Below are 26068 nucleotides of genomic sequence, written 5' to 3' on the forward strand. Positions count from 1 at the left end.
CCGGCACCTTTGACGCATGCGAATTACCAGCCCCCGAACGCTGCTTGTCCTGCTTGCCATCGTCCTCCTGGCCGTCGCGGCCTGGTTCGTCAATGAGCGCCCACGCACCGCCCGGAGCAGCCAGCCCACGGCCATTCCGGTCAGCGTGATCGCCGTCAAGCGCGAGGACGTGCCGCGTTACCTGAGCGCCATCGGCACCGTGCAGTCGCTGCACAGCGTGGTGATTCGCCCGCAAGTGGAAGGCGTGCTGACCCGCATCGCCGTGCAGGAAGGCCAGACCGTTCGCGAAGGCGACCTGTTGGCGACCCTCGATGACCGTGCCATTCGCGCCAGCCTCGACCAGGCCCGGGCACAGCTCAAACAGAGCCAGGCGCAGTTGCAGGTGGCCCAGGTGGACCTCAAGCGCTACCGCCTGCTCAGCGAAGACAACGGCATCTCGCGGCAGACCCTCGACCAGCAACAGGCGCTGGTCAACCAGCTCGACGCCAGCATCCTCGGCAACCAGGCGAGCATCGCCGCCGCCGAAGTGCAGTTGTCCTATACCCGGGTGCTGTCGCCGGTCAGCGGCCGGGTCGGCATCCGCAATGTCGACGAAGGCAATCTGGTGCGCAGCACCGACACCCAGGGCCTGTTCAGCGTGACCCGCATGGACCCGATCGCCGTGGAGTTCTCGGTCCCGCAACAATGGCTGCCGACCCTGCAGCAACTGGTCGCCAGCAGCGAACCCGCGCCGATCAAGGCGTTCCTGGAAGGTGACGGCGACAGCGGCGGCACCCTGCTCGGCGAAGGCCGGCTGAGCCTGATCGATAACCAGATCGCCGCCGGCACCGGTACCCTGCGGGCCAAGGCCACTTTCAGCAACGCCGATGCCCGCCTCTGGCCCGGCCAACTGGTCAGCCTGCGGGTCCAGACCGGCGTCGAGCGCGACGCGCTGGTGGTGCCACCGGGCGTGGTGCGTCAGGGCGTGGACCAGCATTTCGTCTACCGCATCAACGGCGACAAGGCCGAGGCGGTGACGGTCAAAGTGCTGTATCAGGACAGCCGGCTGAACGTCATCAGCGGCGTGGACGCCAATGACCGGCTCGTCGCCGACGGCCAGTCGCGGCTCAAGCCCGGCGCTACGGTGGAAGTCCTCGACACCGCGCCGCCCGCGCAGAACGTCGCCCGTAGCGATGCGAGCGTGCAGCCATGAACGCCGCCCTGCCCAATGGCCGCCGTGGCCTGTTCGGCTGGTGCATCGACCGACCCATCGCCACCCTGCTGTTGACCTTCGCGTTGGTCCTGCTCGGCGTGGTGGCCTTCCCGCGCTTGCCGGTGGCGCCGCTGCCGGAAGCGGACTTCCCGACCATCCAGGTCAGCGCCCAGCTCCCCGGCGCCAGCCCGGAAACCATGGCCTCGTCGGTGGCGACACCGCTGGAAGTGCAGTTCAGCGCCATCCCCGGCATGACCCAGATGACCTCCAGCAGCGCCTTGGGCTCCACCAGCCTGATCCTGCAATTCACCCTCGACAAAAACATCGACACCGCCGCCCAGGAAGTCCAGGCGGCGATCAACACCGCCTCCGCGCGCCTGCCCCAGGACATGCCCAGCCCGCCGACCTGGCGCAAGGTCAACCCGGCCGACAGCCCGGTGCTGATCCTCACCCTCAGCTCCGACCAGATGCCTGCCAACGCGCTGAGCGACTACGCCGAAACCCTGCTGGCCCGGCAACTGAGCCAGATCGACGGCGTCGGCCTGGTCAACATCACCGGCCAGCAGCGCCCGGCGATCCGCGTGCAGGCGCAGCCCGAAAAACTCGCCGCCCTCGGCCTGACCCTCGCCGACCTGCGCCTGGCCATCCAGCAGACCAGCCTGAACCTGGCGAAGGGCGCGCTGTACGGCGCCAACAGCGTTTCGACCCTGGCCACCAACGACCAGTTGTTCCACCCCGAGCAATACGCGCAGTTGATCGTCTCTTACCGCGACGGCGCGCCGGTCCAGCTCAAGGACGTGGCGCGGGTCATCAACGGCTCGGAGAACGCCTACGTCAAAGCCTGGTCCGGCGACCAGCAGGGCTTGAACCTGGTGATCTTCCGCCAGCCCGGAGCGAACATCGTCGACACCGTGGACCGGGTCAACGAAGCGCTGCCGCGACTGGAAGAAATGCTGCCGGGCACGGTGCAGGTGGCGGTGCTGCAGGACCGCACCCAGACCATCCGCGCCTCGCTGCATGAAGTGGAAATGACCCTCGGCATCGCCGTGCTGCTGGTGATCGCGGTGATGGCGCTGTTCCTGCGGCAATGGTCGGCGACCCTGATCGTTTCGGCAGTGCTGGTGGTCTCGCTGATCGCCAGTTTCGCGATGATGTACCTGTTCGGCTTCAGCCTGAACAACCTGACCCTGGTGGCCATCGTCATCGCCGTGGGTTTCGTGGTGGACGACGCCATCGTCGTGGTGGAAAACATCCACCGTCACCTCGAAGCCGGCGACAGCCGCGTCGAAGCGGCGCTCAAGGGCGCCCGGGAAATCGGCTTCACCGTGGTTTCCATCAGCTTCTCGCTGGTGGCGGCGTTCATTCCGCTGCTGTTCATGGGCGGCGTGGTCGGCCGGCTGTTCAAGGAATTTGCCCTGACCGCCACCAGCACCATCCTGATTTCCGTGCTGGTGTCGCTGACCCTGGCGCCGACCCTGTGCGCGCTGTTCATGAACGCCCCCAACAACCATGACAAACCGCAGAAGCCCGGCTTCGGCGAACGCCTGCTGGCCGGTTACGAGCGCTTGTTGGACAAGGCCCTGGCCCACCAGAAAACCATGCTCGGCATCTTCGGCCTCAGCCTGGCACTGGCGGTGGTCGGTTACATCGCCATCCCCAAGGGCTTCTTCCCGGTGCAGGACACCGGTTTCGTGCTCGGCACCAGCGAGGCCGCCGCCGATATTTCCTTCCCGGATATGGTCGCCAAGCATCAGGCGCTGGCCAAGATCATCGAAGCCGACCCGGCGGTGCGGGCGTTCTCCCATTCCGTCGGCGTCACCGGCAGCAACCAGACCATCGCCAACGGCCGCTTCTGGATTTCCCTCAAGGACCCGGGCGATCGCGATGTCTCGGCCAGCGAGTTCATTGACCGCCTGCGCCCGAAACTGGCCAAGGTGCCGGGCGTGGTGCTCTACCTGCGCGCCGGCCAGGACATCAACCTCAGTTCCGGCCCGAGCCGCAGCCAGTACCAATACGTGCTCAAGAGCAACGACGGCCCGGCGCTGAACCTGTGGACCGAGCGCCTGACCGAGCGGCTGAAGGCCAACCCGGCGTTCCGCGACCTGTCCAACGACCTGCAACTGGGCGCCAGCGTCACCCGCATCGAGATCGACCGAAAGGCTGCGGCACGCTTCGGCCTGACCACCACCGACATCGACCAGGCGCTCTACGACGCCTTCGGCCAGCGGCAGATCAGCGAGTTCCAGACCGAGACCAACCAGTACAAGGTCATCCTCGAACTCGACGCCCGCCAGCGTGGCCGCGCCGAAAGCCTGAACTCCTTCTACCTGCGCTCGCCGCTGAGCGGCGAAATGGTCCCGCTGGCCGCCGTGGCGAAAGTCGCCGCGCCGAGCACCGGGCCGCTGTCCATCAGTCATGACGGCCTGTTCCCGGCCGCCAACCTGTCGTTCAACCTGGCGCCCGGCGTGGCCCTCGGCGATGCGGTGGCGATCCTTGAACGCACCCAGCTCGAACTGGGCATGCCGGCGTCCATCAGCGGTTCGTTCCAGGGCGCGGCGCAGGCGTTCCAGAGTTCGCTGTCGAGTCAGCCTTGGCTGATCCTCGCCGCGCTGGTGGCGGTGTACATCATCCTCGGCGTGCTCTACGAGAGTTTCGTCCATCCGCTGACGATCATTTCCACCCTGCCCCCGGCCGGCCTCGGCGCCCTGACGCTGCTGTGGCTGTGGGGCCAGGACTTCACGATCATGGGGCTTATCGGCGTGGTGCTGCTGATCGGCATCGTCAAGAAGAACGGCATCCTGCTCATCGACTTCGCCCTCGACGCCCAGCGCAACCAGGGCATGAGCCCCGAGGAAGCGATCCACAAAGCCTGCCTGACGCGCTTCCGGCCCATCATGATGACCACCCTCGCCGCCCTGTTCGGTGCCGTGCCGCTGATGCTCGGCGCCGGGGCCGGCGCCGAGTTGCGCCAGCCGCTGGGCATCGCCGTGGTCGGCGGGCTGCTGGTCAGCCAGGCCCTGACACTGTTCACCACCCCGGTCATATACTTGGCCCTGGAGCGCCTGTTCCACCGGCGCCAGCGCGCTGCTGAAGCGCCCCGGCCGATTGCCCATTGAGAGCCGACCATGCGCGTGCTGATTATCGAAGACGAAGAAAAAACCGCCGACTACCTGCACCGCGGCCTAACCGAGCAGGGCTTTACCGTGGACCTGGCGCGGGACGGCATCGAAGGCCTGCACCTGGGGCTGGAGGGTGATTACTCGGTGATCGTCCTCGACGTCATGCTCCCCGGCCTCGACGGCTATGGCGTGTTGCGCGCGCTGCGGGCGCGCAAGCAGACCCCGGTGATCATGCTGACCGCCCGCGAGCGCGTCGAAGACCGCATCCACGGCCTGCGCGAAGGCGCCGACGACTACCTCGGCAAGCCGTTCTCGTTTCTCGAACTGGTGGCGCGCCTGCAAGCCCTGACCCGGCGCAGCGGCGGCCACGAGCCGGTGCAGATCCAGGTCGCCGACCTCTGGGTCGACCTGATCAGCCGCAAGGCCAGCCGCGCCGGCCAACGCCTCGACCTGACCGCCAAGGAGTTCTCGCTGCTCAGCGTGCTGGCCCGGCGTCAGGGCGAGATCCTGTCGAAGACGGCGATTGCCGAGCTGGTCTGGGACATCAACTTCGACAGCGACGCCAACGTCGTAGAGGTGGCGATCAAGCGCCTGCGCGCCAAGCTCGACGGCCCCTTCGAAACCAAACTGCTGCACACCATCCGAGGCATGGGCTATGTCCTGGAAAACCGCGCGAACTAACTCCCTGGCCCTGCGCCTGAGCGCACTGTTCACACTGGTGGCGCTGCTGGTGTTCCTGTTGATTGGCTGGGCGCTGTACAAACAGGTGGACCGCAGCCTCGACATGCTGCCGTCGGCCGAACTGGAGGCGCGCTTCAGCGTGCTGGAGTCGAGCCTGATGCGCTTCGGCAACCCGGACCACTGGAGCAAGATGGTCCGCAAGCTCGACCAGCTCAGCGAGGAAGACCGGCGCATCCGCTTCTGGGCGGTCAGCAGCGACAGCCACTACGAATACGGCAACCCCGACGCGGCGATCCGCCATGTCGCCGAGGGCAAGCCGGGGATGCGCGACCTGTACCTGGCCGACAACCCCTTCCCGTACAAAGTGATGCTCAGCGAACTGCCGGCGCTGGAGCAGCGCCCACCGCTGCGCTTTCTGATCGGCATCGACACCGAGACGTTCTGGCACACCCAGCACACCCTGCTGATCGCCCTGGTCAGCCTGGCGGTGGTGGGCGTCCTGCTGGCCTCGGTGTTGGGTTACTGGGTGGCGCGGATCGGCCTGCGGCCACTGCGCGAACTGTCCGCCGAAGCCCAGCAACTGGCGCCGCCGCGCCTCAGCGGTCGGCTGCGGGTGTCGGCGCTGCCGCCGGAGCTTGAGCAATTCGCCCAGACCTTCAACGCCGCGCTGGAACGGGTCGACCAGGCCTACTCGCGGCTCGAAGCCTTCAACGCCGACGTCGCCCACGAACTGCGCTCGCCGCTGACCAACCTGATCGGCCAGACCCAGGTCGCCCTGACCCGCGGGCGCAGCGCCGAACATTACTTCGAAGTGCTGCAATCGAACCTCGAAGAACTGGAGCGGCTGCGCAGCATCATCAACGACATGCTCTTTCTCGCCAGCGCCGACCAGGGCAGCAAGGCCACCGCGCTGATCAGCACCTCGCTGGCCGAGGAAGTGGCGACCACCCTCGACTACCTCGATTACATCCTCGAAGACGCCCAGGTGCGGGTGGAGGTCAAGGGCGACGCCCAGGCACGCATCGAAAAAGCCCATCTGCGCCGGGCGCTGATCAACCTGCTGAACAACGCGGTGCAGCACACCGAGCCGGGCCAGGTGATCCGCGTGGTTATCCACAGCGAAAACGATCAGATACGCATCGCCGTCAGCAACCCCGGCCCGGCGATTGCCGACGAACACCTGCCACGGCTGTTCGAACGCTTCTACCGGGTCGATGCCGCCCGCAGCAATAACGGCAGCGGTAACCACGGCCTGGGCCTGGCCATCGTCAAGGCCATCGCCGTCATGCACGGCGGCAGCGTCTTTGCCCGCAGCCAGGCGGGCGCCAACACCTTCGGCATTCTTCTCCCGGCCTGAGCCAACACGCTCTGGGCCGCGGCCTTTCGAGACTGTTACTTTTTCCGCAACAGTCCATCTCTGAAATACGGCTTTTTCGTTCGCTTCCTAACGATTAATTTAGCCGCACCAAATAGATACTTGCTCTGCAAGAAGGTTGTTTGAAATGTCCAACAGCATGGGTATTGCCAGCGTTTTCGTCCTGTCTTCCGTGTTGCTTTCCCCTCTGGCCATGGCTGAAGAGTCCCAGGCCTTCGTCGCCCAGACCGCGCGCCACCAGGCGACCCTGGAGCACGCTCGCGAAGCGTTCGCCAAGCAACAGAACGACGCCGCGAAAGGCTCGGAACAGACCGCATCAAAGGTTGATTCGAGTGCCAGCAAAGATAGCTGAGTCGCTGCTCGACGCTCCTGTTTCTCCCTCGACTTTCGCGCAGGCAGCGCATCTGCCCGCGCGCCTGTCGTTTAAAGCCGCTGCTTGTCAGCGGCTTTTTTTCGCCTGGTGAAAAGTACCGGAATACGGCCCGTTTCCAACAAGAAAAATACCGCTTCGCAGAATAAAAACTGCCGCCATCAGCACCTCAAGGAGTTCATCAAGGTGACCATTACTACGCGTTTGACCCCACTATTCGTTGCGCTGGCTGCAACGATGCCGTTCCACGCCCAGGCTGACGACGACAAGCCCGAAGGCTTCGTCGAAGGCGCCAGCCTCGATGTCCTGGCCCGCAACTACTACATGAGCCGCAACCAACTGCTGCCCGGTGTGCGCGACAACCGCGAATGGGGCCAGGGCTTCATTGGCAAGTTCGAATCCGGCTTCACTCAAGGCACCGTCGGCTTTGGCCTCGACGCCTACGCCATGCTCGGCCTGAAACTCGACGGCGGTGGCGGCACCGCCGGGTCGAGCATCCTGCCGATCAACAGCCCGAGCAAAGATGGCTACGACTACGGCAAGGCGCCGGACGAGTTCTCCAGCGCCGGCGCCTCGGTGAAAGTCCGCGCGTTCGACACCGTGCTGCGCGCCGGCGACCTGTTCCTCACCAACCCGGTGATCGCCGGCGGTGAGACCCGCATGCTGCCGCAGACCTTCCGCGGCGTGAGCCTGACCAACACCAGCATCGACAACCTGATGCTCGAAGGTGGCCAGGCCAGCTTCACCAAGCCGTACAACCAGAGCGGCCACCGCCGCATCGACACCTTCTACGGCTCGCTGCCGGACCACCGCGAAAGCCGCCACCTGAACTGGGCCGGCGGCGTCTGGACCCCGGTCGACGGACTGAGCACCAGCGTCTACGCCGCCGAACTGAAGGACATCTGGAACCAGTACTACGCCAACCTCGACTACATCTGGCAGCTCAACGAGCTGGTCAGCCTCAACCCTGGCGTGAACTACTACCACACCCAGGACACCGGCAATGCCTTGCTGGGTGATATCGACAACAACACCTACAGCCTGCATTTCACGGTGAACGTCGGCTATCACGCGGTAACTGCGGTGTACCAGCGGGTCAACGGCAACACGCCGTTCGACTACATCAACCAGGGCGACAGCGTGTACCTGGACAACTCGCAGATCTACTCGGACTTCAACGGCCCCAACGAGCGCTCGTGGAAGCTCAAGTACGCCTACGACTTCGCCGGCGTCGGCATTCCCGGCCTGACCACCGCCGTGTCCTATTCCAAGGGCGAGCTGGACCTGACCAAGGCCGATGCCGACAGCAGCGGTTATGGCCACTGGTACAGCGAAGACGGCAAGAACGCCCAGCACTGGGAACGCGATTTCGACCTGGCCTATGCCTTCCAGGAAGGCCAGCTCAAAGACCTCAGCGTGCGCCTGCGCTGGGCCAGCCATCGCGGCAGCCAGGGTTACTCGCATGTGGATAACGACATCGACGAGTACCGGGTGATCGTTGACTATCCGGTGAATATCTTCTGACCTTCATCGCGAGCAAGCTCGCTCCTACAGGATTCACTGCCTCTCTGTAGGAGCGAGCTTGCTCGCGATGGGCCCAACGACCCAACCACGACCGCACATCCGCCTTGCACACTAAATTCTTGTCCTACAATCCGCCCCCACCTAGAATACCCGCCGCCGCGCAGCCCCCCTGTGCGCGGTTGTGATCGATTTCCATCGCCAAAACCCGACCCCGGAACAGTCCACACTGCTTCCGACGCCCGGTTTTACCCGTTTCCCGGCCCAACCTGACGGTCAGAACACCTTCGCGACCATGAACGCGCACACCACGCCCCCGCGTGCCGGCCTGTACCGGACGCATCCGGAGTTGATCCTGAACCTGGGCAGTTGTCTGGCCGTGCTGGCTATCGTCGCCATCGTGACCTTCCTGTTGCTGCGCGAACGGATGAACGTCGAACAGACCGCCACCCGCTCAGCGCGCAATATCGTCAAGTTGATAGAGACCGACATCATTCGTAATGTCGAGCTCTACGACCTGTCCCTGCAAAGCCTGATCTGGGCCGTGCAACACCCGGAACTGCTCGGCATCCCGCCGCACATGCGCCAGCAGGTGCTGTTCAACCAGGCTTTCAGCAGCCCGGTACGCGGCGACATTCTCTGGCTCGACCGCGACGGCAACGTGGTCGCCGATTCCGCCAGCACTACACCGCGCAGCGCCAACTTCGCCGACACGCCAATCTTCCAGGAACACAAGCGCAACCCCGACCTGGGCATGGTCATCAGCCCGCCGTTCAAGGCGCGCCTCGGTGATCTGGACTGGTGCATCAGTTTCAGCCGGCGCATCGAAGATGCCGACGGCGACTTCGCCGGGGTCGCCGGCGGCGCCCTGCGCCTGTCGCACTTCAACGATGTGTTCCGGCGCCTGGATGTCGGCCACGACAGCAGCATCAACCTGATGAACACCGACGGCCAGTTGCTGGCACGCCACGCCACCGGACCGAGCGCCAACACCGTCGACCGGACCGGCAGCAGTTTTTCCACGCGGATCAACTTCCAGCGCCTGCTGGCCGAGGGCAGCGGTAGTTTCAGCGCGCCGTCCGGACATGATGGCAGGCCGCGCCTGTACACTTTCGCCCGGGTCGCCGAGTTGCCATTGGTGCTGGTCGTCACGCAATCGGAGGATGAGGTCTACAGCGCCTGGAAACGCACCGCGATTCTGGTCAGCGCCGCCACCGGCGTGCTGTGCATCGGCATTCTCTGGCTGAGCCTGATGCTCGGTCGCGAACTGCGCCGTCGGCACAGCGCTGAACGCAGCCTGGCGGAACTGGCGGCCACCGACAGCCTGACCGGCCTGCCCAACCGCCGCCAGCTCGACCAGGTGCTACGCCGCGAATGGGCGCGGGCGCAGCGTACTCAACGGCCGATCGCGGTATTGATGATCGACGTCGATCACTTCCGCGGTTTCAACGAACGCCACGGCCATCACGGCGGAGACGAAGCGCTGCGGCGCGTGGCCAACGCGATTGGCTGCAGCCTGCTGCGCCCCACCGACCTGGCGGCGCGCTACGGCGGTGAAGAGTTCGTCGCCGTGCTGCCCGATACCGACCTGCACGGTGCGATGCTCCTCGCCGAGCGCATCCGCCTCAGCGTGCAAACGCTACCGCCCTATGGCGATGACGAGAAAGCGGTCAGTGTCAGTGTCGGCGTGGGCGTCCACGTCCCCGGCAGCGCACTGAGCCTGGGCGAGTTGATGGCCGGTGCCGACGAGGCGCTGTATCGGGCCAAACGCAACGGCCGCAACCGCGTCGAAGGGCCAAAGCCGGCTACCACCTGAAACACAAATGCCCCGCCGGCCAATGGCCGACGGGGCATGAGCAACGCGCGGGGTCGCGACTCAGGACTGGGCGCGGGCGCTGTTGCGCAGCACTTTTACCTGGTCGTGGTTGCGCTGTACGCCGTGGTACTGGCGCTCAACCAGCGAGTAGGCAGCCGACGCCGGAGCGACCTTGGCGAGTTTTTCCAGCGCTTCCTTGTAGGCTTTGAGCGCATGGTCTTCGCCGCGTTCGGCTTCGTTCAGCACCGCTTCCTCGTCCTTGCCGGTGACCATGGATTTCAGGTTCACCCAGCCACGGTGCATGTCGCCGGTGAGGCTGGTGGAGGTTTCCGGGTCACCGCCCAGGCTGCGCACATGCTGCTGCAGTTCCGCAGCGGCGTTGCCGCAGTCGGAAGAACGTTGCAGGAAGTAGGTTTTCAGGTCTGCGCGCTTGACGTCCTCGGCGCAGGTTTTGAAGCCTTTCTCGCCATCCTTGCTGAACTCGATCAGGTCGTTGAGGACAGAAATGACTTCTTTGTTGGTATCGGTCATGACACGGCTCCTTTTGCATGAGGGATGTTCCCAATGGATAACGCAGCCTTCGTGCCAGACCCGACAACCTTTAATTTTCCATTTATATCAATGGCTTACAAAAATCATTGAAAACTGTACCCGCGCTTTCTGCATGAACTGTCCTTTGGCCTTCATGCAGATTGCCTGTATCGTCCAGCCATTCATCAGTCTTTGCCGTGTGCCATGAATCCCGAAACCCTCGAACTGCTGGTCACCCGCGAAATGCCTTATGGCAAATACAAGGGCCGGCTGATCGCCGACCTGCCCGGTCCCTACCTGAACTGGTTTGCCCGCCAGGGTTTTCCCCACGGCGAGCTGGGCGGCCTGCTGGCGCTGATGCACGAGGTCGATCACAACGGCCTTGCCGACCTGCTGGAACCCCTGCGCAAAAAACACCCCCGCCCCCGTCCCTGAAAAGCGAGCACGTGCATGGACCACCCGCCTTCATCTGAGCCCTCCCTTCTGGCCCGCGATGAGGGCTACTGGCAACGCATCGCCGCCAAATACGACGTCGAGCCCGGCCCGGTAAACCTGGAATACGGTTACTTCGGGCGCATGACCCGCACCGTCGCGCAGACCTATCAACAGCACATCGACACCATCAACCGCTGCAATTCGCTGCCGGTGCGCCAGCACTTCGAGCAGATCGGCAGCGTGCAGATCCGCGATAGCGTCGCCGAGCTGCTGGGCGTACCGGACTACACCGTCGCCATCGCCCAGAGCGCTTCTGCCGCGCTGCAATCGCTGATCCGCAACTACAACCGCCTGCAGCCCGGCGACCAGTTGCTGGTCAGCGACCTGGAATACGACAGCGTGCAGAACGCCATGCGCTGGCTCGCCCGCCAGCGCGGCCTGGAACTGATCGAGATCCATCACCCGCATCCGGCCACCTTCGACAACCTGGTGCAGAGTTACCGCGACGCCTTCGAACGGCACCCGCGCATCCGCCTGATGCCACTGACCTACGTCACCCACCGCACCGGGCTGGTGATGCCGGTCCAGGCGATTGCCGCCTGCGCCCGCGAGTTCGGCGTGGACGTGATCCTCGATGGCGCCCATGCGCTGGGCCAGATCGACTTCGACCTGGAGCACCTGGGTATCGAACTGGCGGGCTTCAATTTGCAGAAATGGATCGGCGCGCCGCTGAGCCTTGGCGTGGTCTACATCGCCCCCGACAAGATCGACGCCATCGCCCCGGATATGGGCGAGCTGCGTTATCCACAGGCCGACATCCGCTCGCGGGCTCCGTATGGCACGCCGAACGTTCCCGCCTGGCTGACGTTGCCGACGGTGTTCGATGAGCATGAGGCTGTCGGTGGTACGGCGGTGAAAGGTGCGCGGCTGAATTACCTGCGCAATCTGTGGGTGGCGCCGGCGCGGGAGATTCCGGGTATTGAAGTGATGACCCCGGATGACCCGCGGCTGTATTGCGGCATCACCTCGTTCCGCTTCACCCGGCACCACGACCAGGTCGCCATGGCCGAGCGCTTGTTGCGCGAGTTCGACCTGTTCACCGTGGCACGCGAGGGCTCGGCGTGCGGGCCATGTATTCGGGTGACGCCGGGGTTCAGCACGACGCCGACGGAGGTTGGGTTGCTGGTGAAAGCGCTGGAGCGACTGGCCTGACCCTCATTTCCCCTGTGGGAGCGAGCTTGCTCGCGAAGGGGCGCATCGCGGCCCCAAATGCATCGGCCAACGTAATTTTGGGGCTGCTGCGCAGCCCTTCGCGAGCGAGCTCGCTCCCACAGGAAACGCTCAACCCCGACTGAGCCAGATTGCCAACTCCAACCGCGCTATCAGCCCTTGACTGGCGCCACCGCCAACTCCCCCCCCTCGCCCCGCTTCAACACCGCATACACCACCGCCGTCAGCAAACTCCCCGCGACAATCGCCAGCAGGTACAACAGCGCATGGTTGATCGCGTTCGGGATCAGCATCACGAACAGCCCGCCATGGGGCGCCATCAGCTTGCAGCCGAAGTACATCGACAAGGCCCCGGTCAGCGCGCCGCCAGCAATGCTCGCCGGAATCACCCGCAGCGGGTCTTTCGCCGCAAAGGGAATTGCGCCTTCGGAGATAAAGCACAAGCCCAGCACCAGCGCCGCCTTGCCCGCTTCGCGCTCGCTCTGGGCGAACTTGCGGCGGGCGAGGAAGGTGGCGATGCCCAAGCCGATCGGCGGCACCATGCCGGCCGCCATGGTCGCGGCCATCGGCGCATAACTCTGCGACGCCAGCAGCCCGACCGAGAACGCATACGCCGCCTTGTTCACCGGGCCACCGAGGTCAACGCACATCATCGCGCCGAGCACGATGCCCAGCAGAATCGCATTGGTGGTGCCCATGCTGTCGAGGAACTGGGTCAGCCCGGCGAGCAGCCCGGCCACCGGCTGGCCGACCACGTAGATCATCACCAGCCCGGTGAACAGGCTGGCGAACAGCGGGATCAACAGGATGGGTTTGAGCGCCTCAAGGCTGGTCGGCAGTGTCAGCCAGCGGCTGATGGCCTTGGCGCTGTAGCCGGCAAGAAACCCGGCGATGATGCCGCCAATGAAACCCGCGCCTAACGTACTGGCCAGCAGGCCGCCAATCATCCCGGGCGCCAGCCCCGGCCGGTCAGCGATGGAATAGGCGATGTAGCCCGCCAGCAGCGGCACCATCAGCTTGAACGCCGCCTCGCCGCCGATCTGCATCAACGCCGCGGGCAGCGTGCCCGGCTCCTTGAAAGCCTCGATGCCGAACACGAACGACAGGGCAATCAACAGACCACCGGCCACCACCATCGGCAGCATGAACGACACGCCGGTCAGCAGGTGCTTGTAGACGCCGGTCTTCTCGTTGCTCGCCTTCGCCGCCTGGGCGTTGGCGGTGCTTTCTTCGCGGGCTTCGACGAGGGCTTTTTCCAGCGTGGCCTTGGCCTGTTTCAGCGCCACACCGGTGCCGCAACGAAAGATGCGCTTACCGGCAAAACGCTCGGTGGGCACGTCGATATCGGCGGCCAACAGCACCACATCGGCCTCAGCGATCGCGGCGGCGCTCAACGGATTGCGCGCGCCGACCGAACCCTGGGTTTCCACGCTCAATTGCAGGCCCATCTGTTGCGCGGCCTGTTGCAGCGCCTCGGCGGCCATGAAGGTGTGGGCCACGCCGGTCGGACAAGCGGTGACGGCGACAACCTTGGCCGCCTTCGCCGGGACAGGTGCGGCAACGTCCTCGCCTGGCTGATAGACCTCGGCCTTGTCGGCCGCTTCGCGCAAGAAGTTATCCACATCCTGCAACGCCCGGGCCGGGGTGCTCTGCAACAGCCGCTTGCCGGCGAAACGCTGCAACGCCAGCGGACCGCTGGCAACCACCAACACCCAGTCGGCATCGGCAATCACCGCCGCCGACAACTGCCGCTCGGGGCGGGCCGGGTCGTGCACTTCGACGCTGGTGCTCCAGCCCAGACGCTGGGCGGCGGCGTCCAGCAGGCGGGCGCTCAATACACTGGCTACCTGGCCATTGGGGCAGGCGGTGACGATCGCGAGTTTCATTGTTCACCCTCTTGTTCTGCGCTCGGGGTCTGAATGCGGACTTCCGTTTCGAAGCGCGCCAGTTGCGCGCGGTCGTTGATGCCGAAACCGATCTGGCTGACCGCCTGGGCGGCGATGGCAGTGGCGCGGCGCAGAGTCTGCTCCGGCGCTTCGCCGGCCAGCAGGCCGTGGACCATGCCGGCCAGCAGCGAATCGCCGGCGCCCACGGTGCTGGCGACCGTCACCTGCGGCGGCAGCCCTTGCAGCACCGCGCCACGGCGGAACCAATTGACGCCCTGCTCGCCCTGGGACACCACCACATGCTCGATACCCTGTTCGATCAGCCGTTGCGCTGCCTCACGCTGCTCGGCAAAACCGTGCACCGGCGTGCCGAGCACTTCGCCCAGTTCCTCGGTGTTGGGTTTGACCAGCCACGGCACTGCGCGCAAGCCAGCTTCGAGGGCCGCGCCGCTGCTGTCGAAGGCGACTTTCAGGCCCATGGCCCTGAGCCGGGTCAGTAGCGCTTCGAGCCACTGCGGGCTGATGCCGCGTGGCAGGCTGCCGGCGACTACCACGGCGTCGTGTCCGGGCGCGAGCTGGTCGAGGCGCTCGAGCAGCGCCTGGCGGGCCGCTTCGTCCACTTCCGGGCCCGGACCGTTGATATCGGTGACCTGCCCGCCGTGCTCCACCAGCTTGATATTGCTGCGGGTCTCGCCCGGCACGCGGATAAAGCCGTCGACAAAGCCGCGGCGCTGCATCAGCGCTTCGAACGGCGCCAAGTTGTCCAGGCCGAGAAAGCCGCTGACGCTCAGCTCATGGCCAAGGTCGGCGAGCACCTGGGCCACGTTCAGGCCCTTGCCGGCAGCATGGCTGTGCTGGGCCGAAGCGCGGTTGACCGCGCCGGTGCGCAACGCCTCGAGGCTCACGGTGACGTCCAGCGCCGGGTTCAGGGTCAGGGTCAGAATCTTGGCCATCACAGCGTCTCCACCAGTGCCCGCACTTCGCCGGCACTGCCCAGGCTCAGCGCTTGTCGCGCCAGAATCCGGGCTTGTTCAATACTCAGGGCGCGCACCTGGGCCTTCACTTCGGCAATGCCACGCGGCGCCACGCTCAATTCATCCACCTCCAGCCCGACCAGAATCGGCACCGCCTGCGGATCGCCCGCCAATTCGCCGCACACGCCCACCCACTTGCCATGGGCGTGGGCTGCGCGCACGGTCATGTCGATCAGGTTGAGCACCGCCGGGTGCAGGCCGTCGGCCTGGGCCGAAAGGCTCGGGTGACCACGGTCGATGGCCAGGGTGTACTGGGTCAGGTCGTTGGTGCCGACGCTGAAGAAATCCACTTCTGCCGCAAGGACCGGTGCCAACAGCGCTGCCGAGGGCACTTCGATCATGATCCCGACCTGCAGATCAGCGACCGGAATCTCGCCGCGCAAGCGCTCGACCATCTGCCGCGCCTGACGCCATTCCTCCACCTGCCCGACCATCGGGAACATGATCCGCAACGGCCGCTCGTCCGCCGCACGCAGCAGGGCGCGAAGCTGGCTTTCCATCACCTGCGGGCGTTGCAGGGTCAGGCGGATGCCGCGCACGCCCAGAAACGGGTTTTCTTCCTTGTCGATCGGCCAGTACGGCAGCGGCTTGTCGCCACCGACATCCGGGGTGCGCACCACCAACGGGCGCCCGCCAAGGCCGTCGAGCACGCGGCGGTATTCGGCTTCCTGGGTGGCCTCGTCCGGCAATTGCGGATGGGCCATGAAAATCAGTTCGGTACGCAGCAGCCCAACGCCTTCGGCGCCCTGCTCGACCACTTTGTCGATGCCGCTGCTTTCACCGATGTTGGCGAAGACTTCCACCCCGTGGCCGTCGCGGGTGATCGCCGGCTCGTGTCGGGAAGCGTGGGCGGCGCGCAGGCGTTCTTCACGCTGCTCGCGCTCGGCCAGGGCCTTTTCCAGTTGATCCGCGGCCGGCGCCACGGTGACCCGACCACGCTGACCGTCCAGCAGCAACGCCGTGCCAGGCGCGATCAACAACACCGCATCGCCAGCGCCGACCACGGCGGGAATGCCCAGCGCCCGCGCCACAATGGCGCTGTGCGCCGTGGCACCGCCGCGGGCGGTGAGGATGCCGGCGACCCGCGTCGGGTCCAGGCGCGCTACGTCGGACGGGCCGACCTCGGCCATCACCAGCACGTAAGGCTGGTCGGGCTCGGGTGTTTCGCTGATGCCACAGAGTTGCGCCAGCACGCGGCGGCCCACATCACGCAGATCCGCCGCACGCTCGGCGAGCAAGGCGTCCTGCAACGCTTCCTGCTGCCGCGCCGCCGCGTCGATCACCGCCAGCCAGGCGGCCGGAGCGCTTTCGCCCTGACGCAGGCGCAGTTCCACTTCGTCGCCGAGGCCGGGGTCGGCGAGCATTTCCAGGTGGGTGATGAAAATCTCGCGGATCGCCGTGGCCTGGCTGCGCTGGATCAGCCCGTCGATCTCGGCGCGCACCCGCGCCAGTGCGTCCTGCAGACGTTGGCGTTCCAGCGCGGGAGACTCACCGCGCAACGGGTAATCGAAGGTCTGCAACAGGTGAACATGCGCCGGGCCACTGGCGATGCCCGGCGCGGCGGCGATGCCCTGAAGCGTCGAGCCGTCGGCGGGTTTCACCTGTGTGGTCAGCGGCGCGGGCGTGTCGATCGCCACTTGGGTGACGGCCGGCAGCGCTTCAACTTCTTCGCCCAAGCCGCTTTCAACGGCCGCCAGCAAGGCCGGCAGCGCCTCGGCGATACGCGGCTCGACACTGAACTCCAGCACCTGGCCGCGGCGCGCGCCGAGGCTCAGCAACTTGCTCAGGCTCTTCACCGAGACGGCGGGCGCGTTGCCGTCGACTACCTGCACGCGCACCTCGCCGTCGAATTCCTTGGCCAGTTGCGCAAGGATTTTCGCCGGGCGCGCATGCAGGCCGTGCGGGTTGGCCAGGGCGATACGGGCGCTGGGCCAATCGGTCGGTACCGCGCCGCCCAACATGCCCAGCACGGTGCGGACGTTGCCGGCGCGCAACAATTCCTGCCCCCGGCCCTCGACCAACAGGCCGCACAGGCGCTCAAGCACGGCTTGATGCGCCTCGCCCTGGCTGGCCAGGCAGAACAGGCCATTGATCGGCTGGCCCTGATGGCGCAGCGGTTGTTGCGGCGTGACGAAGGCCAGCCCCGGCTGGCGCACCGCCTGCTCGCTGTGCAGCCACCAGAGGCCGTCGCCCAGCGACAGCGGATCGACCTGCTGCAAGCGGCCGGCGAAATCACCGTCGACGCACTCCACCCGGCGCAACAGCCGCGCGCCTTGCCAGAGCAGGTCATCGAAATCGTCGGCGGGTACGCCGAGGCCGAGGGTGCGCTCATCCAGCAGCAGTTCGCGCGGCGCGCCCTGCAACAGGTGCAGCACCGCTTCGGCGCTGTCAGCGCGGCTCAGGGCTTCGGCCATATCGGCGTCGCCCAGGGCGCGGGTGAGTTGTTGCAGCAGGAGCAGGTGTTCATCGGAGCGGGCGGCAATGGCGATGGCCAGGAACACACGCTGGCCGTCGCCCCAGTCCACACCCTCGGGGAATTGCATCAGGCGCACGCCGGTGACGTGCACCAGGTCGCGGGTCTGCGGTGTACCGTGGGGAATGGCGATGCCCTGGCCGAGAAAGGTCGAGCCCTGCGCTTCGCGGGCCTGCAACCCAGCCAGGTAACCTTCGGCAACCAGCCCGTCGCGCACCAGGTGTCCGGCCAGAAGCTGCAAGGCCGCGGACTTGTCCACAGCCGTCTGGCCCATGGATATCTGCGCCGTGGTGAACTCGAGCATGACCGTCTCCTTTGCAACGCCGGGACGGCGTCGAGGTTATTGTTGTTGAGGTAAAAGCATAGGGCCAGCAATCATCTGATCCTATGGCAAGCGCTTGGTGCGGCAGTAAAATCGCTTGCTGAAACGTTTAATCCATAAATGGAGTGCACGTTACTCGATAACCTGCGAACAATGAAGTCCCTTTGTGCCGGACAATTGCGACAATGGTCGTCTGCGCCAAAGGCTCAGGATCGGCGACAATGCGCGGTCAGGCTTCGCAGCCAGTCCCGGTATATAACAAGGAAAATTCGGTGAAACTCAGCGATATAGCCCGTCTGGCCGGTGTCTCCGTGACCACCGCCAGCTACGTGATCAATGGCAAGGCCGAACAGCAACGCATCAGCAATGCGACCGTGGAACGTGTTCGCGCGGTGGTCGAGGCCCATGGCTTCACCCCCAACCCGCAAGCAGCGGGTCTGCGCAGCCGGCATACGCGGACACTCGGCTTCATCCTCCCCGACCTGGAAAACCCCAGCTACGCACGCATTGCCAAGCAGCTTGAGCAAGGCGCGCGGGCCCGCGGTTACCAGTTGCTGATCGCCAGCAGCGACGACCAGCCCGACAGCGAGCGGCAATTGCAGCAACTGTTCCGCGCCCGTCGCTGCGACGCGCTGTTCGTCGCCAGTTGCCTGCCACCCAGCGACGACAGCTACCGCGAGCTGCAAGACAAAGGCATGCCGATCATCGCCATCGACCGCAGCATGGAGCCGAAGGTGTTCTGCTCGGTGGTCAGCGACGATCAGCCGGCCAGCCTGCAACTCACCGGCAGCCTGCTGGAACTGGCGCCGTCGAACATCGCCCTGATCGGCGCACGCCCGGAACTCAGCGTCAGCCAGGCCCGCGCCAGCGGCTTCGACCAGGCGCTGCACGCCTTCACCGGCAAGGTCAGCCAGTACCAGGGCGAGGCGTTCAGCCGCGAATGCGGGCGCCAGTTGATGAGCCAGTTGCTGGCCGACCTGGGCGGTCTGCCGGATGCGCTGGTGACCACCTCCTACGTGCTGCTGCAAGGCGTGTTCGACGTGCTTTCAACCCGCCCGGCCGACTCCCGCACCTTGCACCTGGGCACTTTCGGCGACACCCAGTTGCTGGACTTCCTGCCGCTGCCGGTCAATGCCATGGCCCAGCAACACGGCCTGATCGCCGAAACCGCGCTGGAGCTGGCCCTCGCCGCCGTGGAACAGAAGCAGTACCAGCCGGGCATTCATGCCGTGGCGCGGACGTTCAAGCAGCGCATCTTCAAAGGCTGACCATGCGCCTGATCGACACCCACACCCACCTGGACTTCCCCGACTTCGACGCCGACCGCCGGGAGCTGCTGGCGGCGGCCGCAGCGGGCGGAGTCGAGCGGATGGTGGTGCTGGGTGTGTTCGAGGCCAACTGGCAACGGGTGTGGAACCTGGTCAAGGCCGAGCCCTCGCTGTACGCAGCGTTCGGCCTGCACCCGGTGTACCTCGACGCGCACACGCCGCAGCACCTGACCGCACTGGGTGACTGGCTGAGCCGCCTGCGCGGCGATCCGCAACTCTGCGCCGTGGGCGAATTCGGTCTGGATTACTACCTGCCGGAGCTGGACCGCGAGCGTCAGCAGGCGCTGTTCGAAGCACAACTGCAATTGGCGGTGGATTTCCACCTGCCGGCGTTGCTGCATGTGCGCCGCAGCCATGCGGCGGTGATCGCCACGCTCAAGCAGTTCAAGCTGCCTCGGGGCGGGATCATTCATGCCTTTGCCGGCAGCTATGAAGAGGCGCGGGAATACATCCGCCTCGGCTTCAAGCTCGGCCTCGGCGGCGCCGCCACCTGGCCGCAAGCGCTGCGCCTGCACAAGGTGCTGCCGCGTTTGCCGCTGGAGAGTGTGGTGCTGGAAACCGATGCACCGGACATGGCGCCGGCGATGTTTCCGGGGATCAGGAACAGCCCGGTGCATTTGCCGGAGATTGCGGCGGCGCTGGCGGGGATCATGGGGATTGGGGTGGAGGTGCTTGCGCAGGCCAGTACGCGGAATGCCTGTGAGATGTTTGGCTGGGATTAAGGGCCCTATCGCTGCGGTTCGGCGTCCCGACAAGCCAGCGATGAGCCCTTCGAACTAAACCCTGAACGCTCCGATCAACTGCTTCAATTCCATCACCTGCGCACTCAACTGCCGGCTCGCGTCCTCGGTCTGATGCGCGCCTTGGGTGGTGTGCTCTGCCGCGCGGTTGATCTGCACGATGTTCTGGTCGATGTCATGGGCCACTGCGGTCTGTTGTTCCACCGCCGCAGCAATCTGCTGGTTCTGGTCGACGATCATGCCAATCGCGCCGAGGATATTTTCCAGCGCCTGCTGCACCTGCTGCGACTGACTCACCGTCCCCGCCGCCATCTGGTGGCTGCTGTCCATCGCCCGCACCGCCGCACCAACGCCGTTTTGCAGGCGCGAAATCATTTCGTCGATTTCGCCGGTGGACTGCTGGGTGCGCTTGGCCAACGTGCGCACCTCGTCCGCCACCACCGCAAAGCCCCGGCCCTGCTCGCCCGCCCGCGCCGCTTCGATGGCTGCGTTGAGCGCCAGCAAGTTGGTTTGCTCGGCGATGCTCTTGATCACTTCCAGCACCCGGCTGATGGCCTGGCTGTCGCTGACCAACTGGTTGATCACCGCCACCGACTGATCGATCTCCGCCGCCAGCCCGGCAATGCTGCCCTGCTGCGACTCGACCAGGCCACGACCGGTGACCGTCTCCTGGTTGACGCTGTGGGCGCTGCTCACCGCCGCCGCCGCGCTGCGCGCAACTTCCTGGGCGGTGGCGGACATCTGGTTCATCGCCGTGGCGACCTGCTCGATCTGCCCGCGCTGGCCACTCACCGCCTGATTGCTGCGCGACGACACCACATGCACCTGCTCGGCCTGGCGCTCGACTTCGCTGACGGTCTGGCCGACGCGCTCGATCAGGTCATGGATGCGCCGCACCGTGCCGTTGAACACCTGGCCCAGTTCGCCCAGCTCGTCACGGCTCTGCGCCTGGAAGCTGACCGTCATGTCGCCGGCCGCGACCTTGTCCATCACCGCGCCGAGGCTGCTCAGGGTGTTGCGGGTCGAGGCATAGAAGCCGCTATAGAGGTAGACGATCAGCAGGAACACAGTGGCCAGCGCCACCACCAACAGGATCATGTGGCGGCGGTACTCGCCCAGGCGCTGCTGCAACTGCTGGTCGAGAAAGGCCACGGTGGCCTCGTTCAATTCATAGGTGCGGGCCATCAGGTCGCTGGTCTGCTGATAGAACGCCGTCCACGGTGCATCGAGGGTTTCGGCCACTACCACCTTGCTTTCGAACAGTTCGCTGGCTTGCTTCAGCGAGGCGTGGCTGCTGGCGGCCAGGGAACCCAGGCGGGCCTGCGCCTGCGAGTCGCCGGCCAGGGCGTCCTGGACCTTGAGGGCGTAGTCGGCGGCGAGTTTTTCGAGTTGCTGCAACAGGTCTTCGAAGCGGGTGCTGGCCGTGGAGTTGATAAAGCCCTGGCCCAGCGAATAAGCGCCCATAGCCCGCCCTTCACCGAGCATCTGGGTGACTTGCGGGGTCACCGTGGTGACCAGTTCGCTCAGTTGGCGCATGGCGCTGTCGGCGTCCTGGTTCAGGCCGGACTGACTGGCGATCAGCCGCGGCAGCGTCTGGGCCTGGGACTGCAGCTTGTCGAAGAGCGCGACCTGGGCCTGCAGCGAGCTTTCCGCCTGGGCGGTCGCCAAGGCGTTGGCCAGTTCGTCGCGCTTGCTGATGAACGCCTTCGCCAGCGCCTCGTCGGTGCTCACCGGCTGGAGCGCGGCGAGCCGTGCCTGGGCTTGCTGGCCGACGGTGGCGATACGGGCCTCGATGTCCTCGGCCTTGCCTGCCTGACCGAGCACGGCGTTGATCTGCACCAGATTGCCGAGGGTCTCCAGATCAGCGCGCAAGGCGAGGCTGCCGCGCAGCAGATCGAGGCTCTGCAGTTCGACGCGGGTCGCATGGAATTTGGCGTAGGAATCGCTGACCAGATAGAAGTTGGTCACGAGCATGGGCAGGAAGAACATGACACTTATCAGACTGAACTTCATCCCGAAGCTCAGGCGATTCATCAACGCAACGGCCGGACGGAGCAGGCTCTTCACTGGGCGTCTCCTTCGATTTCTTATTGTTGTCTGGCGCTATGGCAGATAGCCATTTACCGCGCTTATGCAACTGTATAGCGCATATCGAAGGAGAGGTTTGTAACTTAAGGTAAAGCGACTGGCGGGTCATTATTGGGAGCATGGGCCGCGTTGCGGTCCATCGCGAGCAAGCTCGCTCCTACAGTCTGTTCGCAATCTCTGTAGGAGCGAGCTTGCTCGCGATTGGCCGAAAATCCATCCCCCAAAGCCTCACCCCAACACTGTCCACAAGGCAAAAAACGCATACCACAACACCGCCGAACGCAGCAGCAACTCCCACAGATGATCCAGCCCCGCCAACCCTTCCGCGCCCACCGGCGCAGTGGCGGGCAGTTCCGCGGCAGCATGGCCAGCCATGTTGATCAGCCGTGGCGCGGCGATATGCCAGTTGAGCAGTTCGGGCAACATCACCCGGCTCACCGCGACAAAATTGCCCACCAGCGCAAAGCTCGCCGCCAGCACCCGTACCGGCGCCCAGTCGAAGGCGTGGCGCAGTTGCCGGGCGCGCTCCTGCAAGGCTGGGTTGCCCGCGTTGTCGGCGGTCAGCGCCAGCAAACGATAGGCCAGCGCAGCGGCAGGCCCTAGCAGCACATACCAGAAGATCACCGCGAAAAAGCTCTGGCAGGCGTCCCAGAGCAGGTGGCCCTGAACCTTGTGCAGCAAGCTGTTTTCGTCGTCGGCGATCACCCTCAGGTCGCGCTCGGCCACATGCACCGCGGCCTGTTCGTCACCACGGCGCCAGGCATCGCGGAACGGGCCGAGCGACGCTTTCACATCACCCCGGCCCAGGCTGTAGATCAGCACCAGCACATGTACCGGCAAGGCCAGCAGTCCGTAAGCCACCGGCTCCAGCACATGCAGCAGCAACGCCAGCAGCGCCACCGGCAACAGCACGAGAATCGCCAGGATCCACCAGGGATGGGTCTTGCCGGTGCGCTCCAGGCGCGCCAGTTCAGTCAGGAAAAAGCCGTCGCGTTGCAGGCGTGCGCGCAGGGCGGAGAATTTCTCCACCCACAACACCAGCAACAGCACCAGGAAATTCATCGTCAGTCCTCCTTGTCACGCAGGGCGGCGCGGTAGCGCGCCCAGTCGAACGCAGGCCCAGGATCGGTCTTGCGTCCGGGGGCGATATCGCTATGGCCCTGGATACCCTCGCCATCGAGGGCCGGCCAGGCCGCGCGCAATTGCCGGGTCACCAATTCCAGCGCCCGGTATTGGGCATCGGTGAACGGCAGTTCGTCGGTGCCCTCCAGTTCGATGCCGATGGAAAAGTCGTTGCAACCTTCACGCTCGCCGAAACGCGAGACGCCGGCATGCCAGGCACGGTCCAGGCAGGACACGAACTGAGTGACATGACCGTCGCGCTCGATCAGAAAATGCGCCGAGACGCGCAGGTCCTTGATGGTTTCGAAAAACGGATGCTCGCAAGGGTCGAGGCAATTCTGGAAGAACGCCTGGACCTTGCCGGTGGCGAACTGCGCGGGCGGCAGGCTGATGTTGTGGATCACCAGCAGGGCGATCGCCTCGCCGTCGGGGCGCGCATTGAAATTGGGGGAAGGGCAATGGGTGACACCAGCAAACCAGCCTGTAGTGCGATCCAACTGCATAAAAAGTCCTGAAACACGAGGGCACCGCGCAAGTATGCCCCTAGCAGCAGCGTCTGTATCGTTAAAAAGTGGGTGATGGCTCAGTGCCGACGGCCCTGTAACTGGCTGACCACCGAGTCCAGCGCGCGGTCGAACAGCAGGCTGTCGTCCAGCAGCGTCACTTCGCCGCACTGCAGCGCCACGGCCAGGCCAACGGAGGTCCACTCGCGGACTTTCAGGCCAGTACGGTTGACGAAGACATAGCGGTCGCTGTCGTCGAACAGGGCGATCAGCTTGCAACGCAGCGGCTCGCCTTCGTCGTCGAGTTCGATCCAGGTGCCCGGTTGCAGTTGTCCGACCCGCAGCAGCGCCGGGTCGTCCTCGGCGAGCGGGGCATCGCTGTCGCCTGCTGGCCAGTCTTCAGGCCCGCGCAGGCTGAGTTCATCGCGCACCAGCACCCGCGCGGTGGCGTCCGAGGCGTCGCCCTGCCCGCCCGTGGGGTCGAAGGCGCTGAGGTGGAGGATCTCCAGGCAGGCGAAGAATTCGCTGGTGGCGAACGGATCGAACGCCGCGCCACCCAAGCCCTCACGCAGCGCCTTGAGCAAAGCGGGCACGCGCTCCAGCAAACGCGTGCGATCGTCGGCCCGCGTCAGCGGACCCACGCTCCACAGCAATTCATCCATGGTCAGCAGGGCATCGCGCCACGGCGCCGAGTCTTCGCCGTGCTTGAGCCACGCCAGCAGCAGCACCTGACTCCAGGCATCTTCCAGGACCTGCACGACGATCCGCGGCAGGTACTGGCCTTGCAGACGGGTATTGAGTTCTTGCTGCACCCGGCGCCGGGCATGCTCGGTACGGGTCCGGCCTTCCTCGGCATCGCGGGTGCGCTGCTCCAGCAATTCGCTGCGGCGGCGCTCGTCGTTGTTGAACGCCAGGAAGTCGTTGAGCAATTCGGTGAAGATCGCCGGGTCATCGTTGAAGTCATCCAGCAGCCGCTGCACCAGCACTTCCACGCGCTGGTAGAGGCTGTCGCGCTGGTAGTCGTCGCGTTTGTCCCAGCCCATGGCGGCGTTGGCCACTTCATTGAGCAGCCGCCGCGCCGGGTGCGTGGCACGGCTGAAGAAGCGCTTGTCCAGCAGCGCCACCTTGAGCAGGGGGATCTGCAGGCGGGCGATCAGCACCCGCAGCGAGCGCGGCAGGTTGCGGTCGGTGAGGATGAAATCGAAGAGCATGGCGATCAGGTTGATCACGTCTTCGTCGCCCGCCTCGATCTGCCGCCCCTGGCCGGTCTGCACGCTGAGCCGGGTCAGCAGTTGCTCAAGGTGATGGCGCAGGTCGAAGTCCTCCGCCTCAAGCTCAGCGGGCACGTACTGTTGCAGATGGGTCAGCAGCCGCAGCAGGTCGCGGCTGTTGATCGGCCGTGGCGGCAACCCGGCCGCGCGGCGCGGCGCCAGACGCCCGCGCTCCGGCGACAGCAAGGTCTGCAACGACGAGAACACTGCCTGGGTGTTGGCATCGATTTCGTCGGCCGGATCGTCCGCCTCGTTGGCCGGGGCCCGTGGCTCCAGCACCGCCTGGTCCTGGGCGCGGCGCCGCGGCAGGGCCTTGAGTTCGGGAAGGATGCCGGTCGCGATCAACAGCTGGTTGGCCTCGCCGTACAACTGATCGGCCTCACGCAACACATAGCGCTCGAACAGCTTGAGCAGCACCAGTTTGACCTTGATCCCCACGCCAAGGCTGCGCCCGGCGCGCAGGAAGTATTCGCACAGCAGGGTCGGACCCAGGGGGTTGTTGCGGTCACTCAGCGGCTGTTCCAGCACGCTGTTCAGGCGCAGGGTCAACTGGCCCAGGGCAACGCCGTCGCGGGCCAGCACCCGGGCGACCATGGCATCCACCGCCACGGTCCGTTCCAGTTCATCGCGGGCCACCAGGCTAAGAGTGTCGTGGGTGCGCGCCGGCAGAGCTGCCAGCGGGTCGCCGTGGCCGACTTCCATGAAGGCGGCGTAGAAACTGTCGAGAAAGCCGCGCTCGATACTGTTGCGCTTGTGGCGCAGGTCGCGCATGGCTTCGAAAAGGAGGTTCTGTTCCTTGCTGCTGGTGGCCTTGTCGGCCATCTCGAAGAGGGTGTCGTCGGCGTTGTCGAACAACATCTGGAGGGCGAGGCGCAATTGCAGCGCGGCCTTGTCACGCACATGCAGGAGGGCGACCGGCAGACGAGCGAGTGGCGCAGGCGAAGCCTGGCTGGCGGTGCTTCGAAACAGCAGCACCTTCCCGTCTTTATGCATCCCGGACTCCTTGCAGGGTGGATTTGGATAATCGTCAA

19 protein-coding genes and 1 pseudogene are annotated in these 26068 nt (G+C 65.4%); 11 read left to right on the forward strand and 9 right to left on the reverse strand.

Annotated elements, in window-relative coordinates:
• Positions 1-16 precede the first annotated feature (16 nt).
• From HWV67_RS24565 to HWV67_RS24595, 7 genes are all read left to right on the forward strand, one after another.
• The gene (locus HWV67_RS24565; RefSeq protein WP_175653137.1) at positions 17-1192 is read left to right on the forward strand and encodes an efflux RND transporter periplasmic adaptor subunit; all 1176 of its coding nucleotides are present in this window, start codon (positions 17-19) and stop codon (positions 1190-1192) included.
• The gene (locus HWV67_RS24570) at positions 1189-4308 is read left to right on the forward strand and encodes a multidrug efflux RND transporter permease subunit (RefSeq protein WP_175653138.1); all 3120 of its coding nucleotides are present in this window, start codon (positions 1189-1191) and stop codon (positions 4306-4308) included. The genes HWV67_RS24565 and HWV67_RS24570 overlap by 4 nt, the downstream gene beginning before the upstream one ends.
• A gap of 9 nt (positions 4309-4317) precedes the next feature.
• The gene (locus HWV67_RS24575) at positions 4318-4992 is read left to right on the forward strand and encodes a heavy metal response regulator transcription factor (RefSeq protein WP_110972794.1); all 675 of its coding nucleotides are present in this window, start codon (positions 4318-4320) and stop codon (positions 4990-4992) included.
• Complete coding sequence (locus tag HWV67_RS24580) at positions 4967-6349, forward strand: heavy metal sensor histidine kinase (protein ID WP_175653139.1); 1383 nt, start codon at positions 4967-4969, stop codon at positions 6347-6349. Before HWV67_RS24575 ends, HWV67_RS24580 begins: the two co-directional genes overlap by 26 nt.
• Positions 6350-6494: 145 nt before the next feature.
• A complete protein-coding gene (locus HWV67_RS24585) occupies positions 6495-6719 on the forward strand; it encodes a hypothetical protein (protein ID WP_175653140.1) in 225 nt (74 codons plus the stop codon).
• Positions 6720-6974: 255 nt separating this feature from the next.
• Complete coding sequence (locus HWV67_RS24590; RefSeq protein ID WP_175653370.1) at positions 6975-8261, forward strand: OprD family porin; 1287 nt, start codon at positions 6975-6977, stop codon at positions 8259-8261.
• Positions 8262-8553: 292 nt separating this feature from the next.
• Positions 8554-10074, forward strand: a complete 1521-nt coding sequence (locus tag HWV67_RS24595) for a sensor domain-containing diguanylate cyclase (RefSeq protein WP_175653141.1) — start codon at positions 8554-8556, stop codon at positions 10072-10074.
• A 60-nt stretch (positions 10075-10134) separates the two neighbouring features.
• Here the strand turns inward: HWV67_RS24595 and HWV67_RS24600 are convergent, their stop codons facing one another.
• Positions 10135-10605: a ferritin-like domain-containing protein gene (locus HWV67_RS24600; protein WP_110972797.1), complete on the reverse strand. Its 471-nt coding sequence runs from the start codon at positions 10603-10605 to the stop codon at positions 10135-10137.
• Between the two features lie 204 nt (positions 10606-10809).
• Here HWV67_RS24600 and HWV67_RS24605 point away from each other — a divergent pair, with 204 nt between their 5' ends.
• The gene (locus HWV67_RS24605) at positions 10810-11040 is read left to right on the forward strand and encodes a DUF3820 family protein (protein ID WP_110972798.1); all 231 of its coding nucleotides are present in this window, start codon (positions 10810-10812) and stop codon (positions 11038-11040) included.
• Positions 11041-11055: 15 nt separating this feature from the next.
• A complete protein-coding gene (locus HWV67_RS24610) occupies positions 11056-12252 on the forward strand; it encodes an aminotransferase class V-fold PLP-dependent enzyme (protein ID WP_175653142.1) in 1197 nt (398 codons plus the stop codon).
• A 170-nt stretch (positions 12253-12422) separates the two neighbouring features.
• On the opposite strand, the gene HWV67_RS24615 is transcribed toward HWV67_RS24610, so the two are convergent.
• Genes HWV67_RS24615 through ptsP form a run of 3 tightly spaced genes read right to left on the reverse strand, consistent with a single transcriptional unit; the run spans position 12423 to position 17967 of the window.
• Entirely contained in the window at positions 12423-14156 is a 1734-nt protein-coding gene (locus HWV67_RS24615) for a PTS fructose-like transporter subunit IIB (RefSeq protein WP_175653143.1), read from the reverse strand.
• The gene (gene pfkB / locus HWV67_RS24620; RefSeq protein ID WP_175653144.1) at positions 14153-15109 is read right to left on the reverse strand and encodes a 1-phosphofructokinase; all 957 of its coding nucleotides are present in this window, start codon (positions 15107-15109) and stop codon (positions 14153-14155) included. Before pfkB ends, HWV67_RS24615 begins: the two co-directional genes overlap by 4 nt.
• Entirely contained in the window at positions 15109-17967 is a 2859-nt protein-coding gene (gene ptsP / locus HWV67_RS24625) for a phosphoenolpyruvate--protein phosphotransferase (RefSeq protein WP_175653145.1), read from the reverse strand. Before ptsP ends, pfkB begins: the two co-directional genes overlap by 1 nt.
• A gap of 290 nt (positions 17968-18257) precedes the next feature.
• On the opposite strand from ptsP, the gene cra reads away from it, so the two are divergent.
• Together cra and HWV67_RS24635 are read left to right on the forward strand one after the other, a co-directional pair.
• Positions 18258-19253 (forward strand): catabolite repressor/activator, encoded by a 996-nt coding sequence (cra, locus tag HWV67_RS24630; RefSeq protein ID WP_110972807.1) that lies wholly within the window; start codon positions 18258-18260, stop codon positions 19251-19253.
• A gap of 2 nt (positions 19254-19255) precedes the next feature.
• Positions 19256-20035 carry a TatD family hydrolase gene (locus HWV67_RS24635; protein ID WP_175653146.1) on the forward strand — a complete coding sequence of 260 codons (780 nt, stop codon included), beginning with the start codon at positions 19256-19258 and terminating at the stop codon, positions 20033-20035.
• Between the two features lie 54 nt (positions 20036-20089).
• Here the strand turns inward: HWV67_RS24635 and HWV67_RS32260 are convergent, their stop codons facing one another.
• The 5 genes and pseudogenes from HWV67_RS32260 to HWV67_RS24655 form a co-directional block, all read right to left on the reverse strand.
• Positions 20090-20803: a methyl-accepting chemotaxis protein gene (locus HWV67_RS32260; protein ID WP_371864331.1), complete on the reverse strand. Its 714-nt coding sequence runs from the start codon at positions 20801-20803 to the stop codon at positions 20090-20092.
• Between the two features lie 141 nt (positions 20804-20944).
• A pseudogene (locus HWV67_RS32265) lies at positions 20945-22087 on the reverse strand (HAMP domain-containing protein); the annotation flags it as partial.
• Between the two features lie 282 nt (positions 22088-22369).
• A complete protein-coding gene (gene ampE, locus HWV67_RS24645; protein WP_175653148.1) occupies positions 22370-23203 on the reverse strand; it encodes a regulatory signaling modulator protein AmpE in 834 nt (277 codons plus the stop codon).
• A gap of 2 nt (positions 23204-23205) precedes the next feature.
• On the reverse strand, positions 23206-23766 hold the full coding sequence (gene ampD / locus HWV67_RS24650) for a 1,6-anhydro-N-acetylmuramyl-L-alanine amidase AmpD (RefSeq protein WP_110972705.1): 561 nt from the start codon (positions 23764-23766) through the stop codon (positions 23206-23208).
• A gap of 80 nt (positions 23767-23846) precedes the next feature.
• A complete protein-coding gene (locus tag HWV67_RS24655) occupies positions 23847-26030 on the reverse strand; it encodes a DUF1631 domain-containing protein (protein ID WP_175653149.1) in 2184 nt (727 codons plus the stop codon).
• Positions 26031-26068: the final 38 nt, after the last annotated feature.

Origin of the sequence: Pseudomonas sp. Marseille-P9899 (assembly GCF_903166565.1) — a bacterium.
Classification (GTDB): domain Bacteria; phylum Pseudomonadota; class Gammaproteobacteria; order Pseudomonadales; family Pseudomonadaceae; genus Aquipseudomonas; species Aquipseudomonas huaxiensis.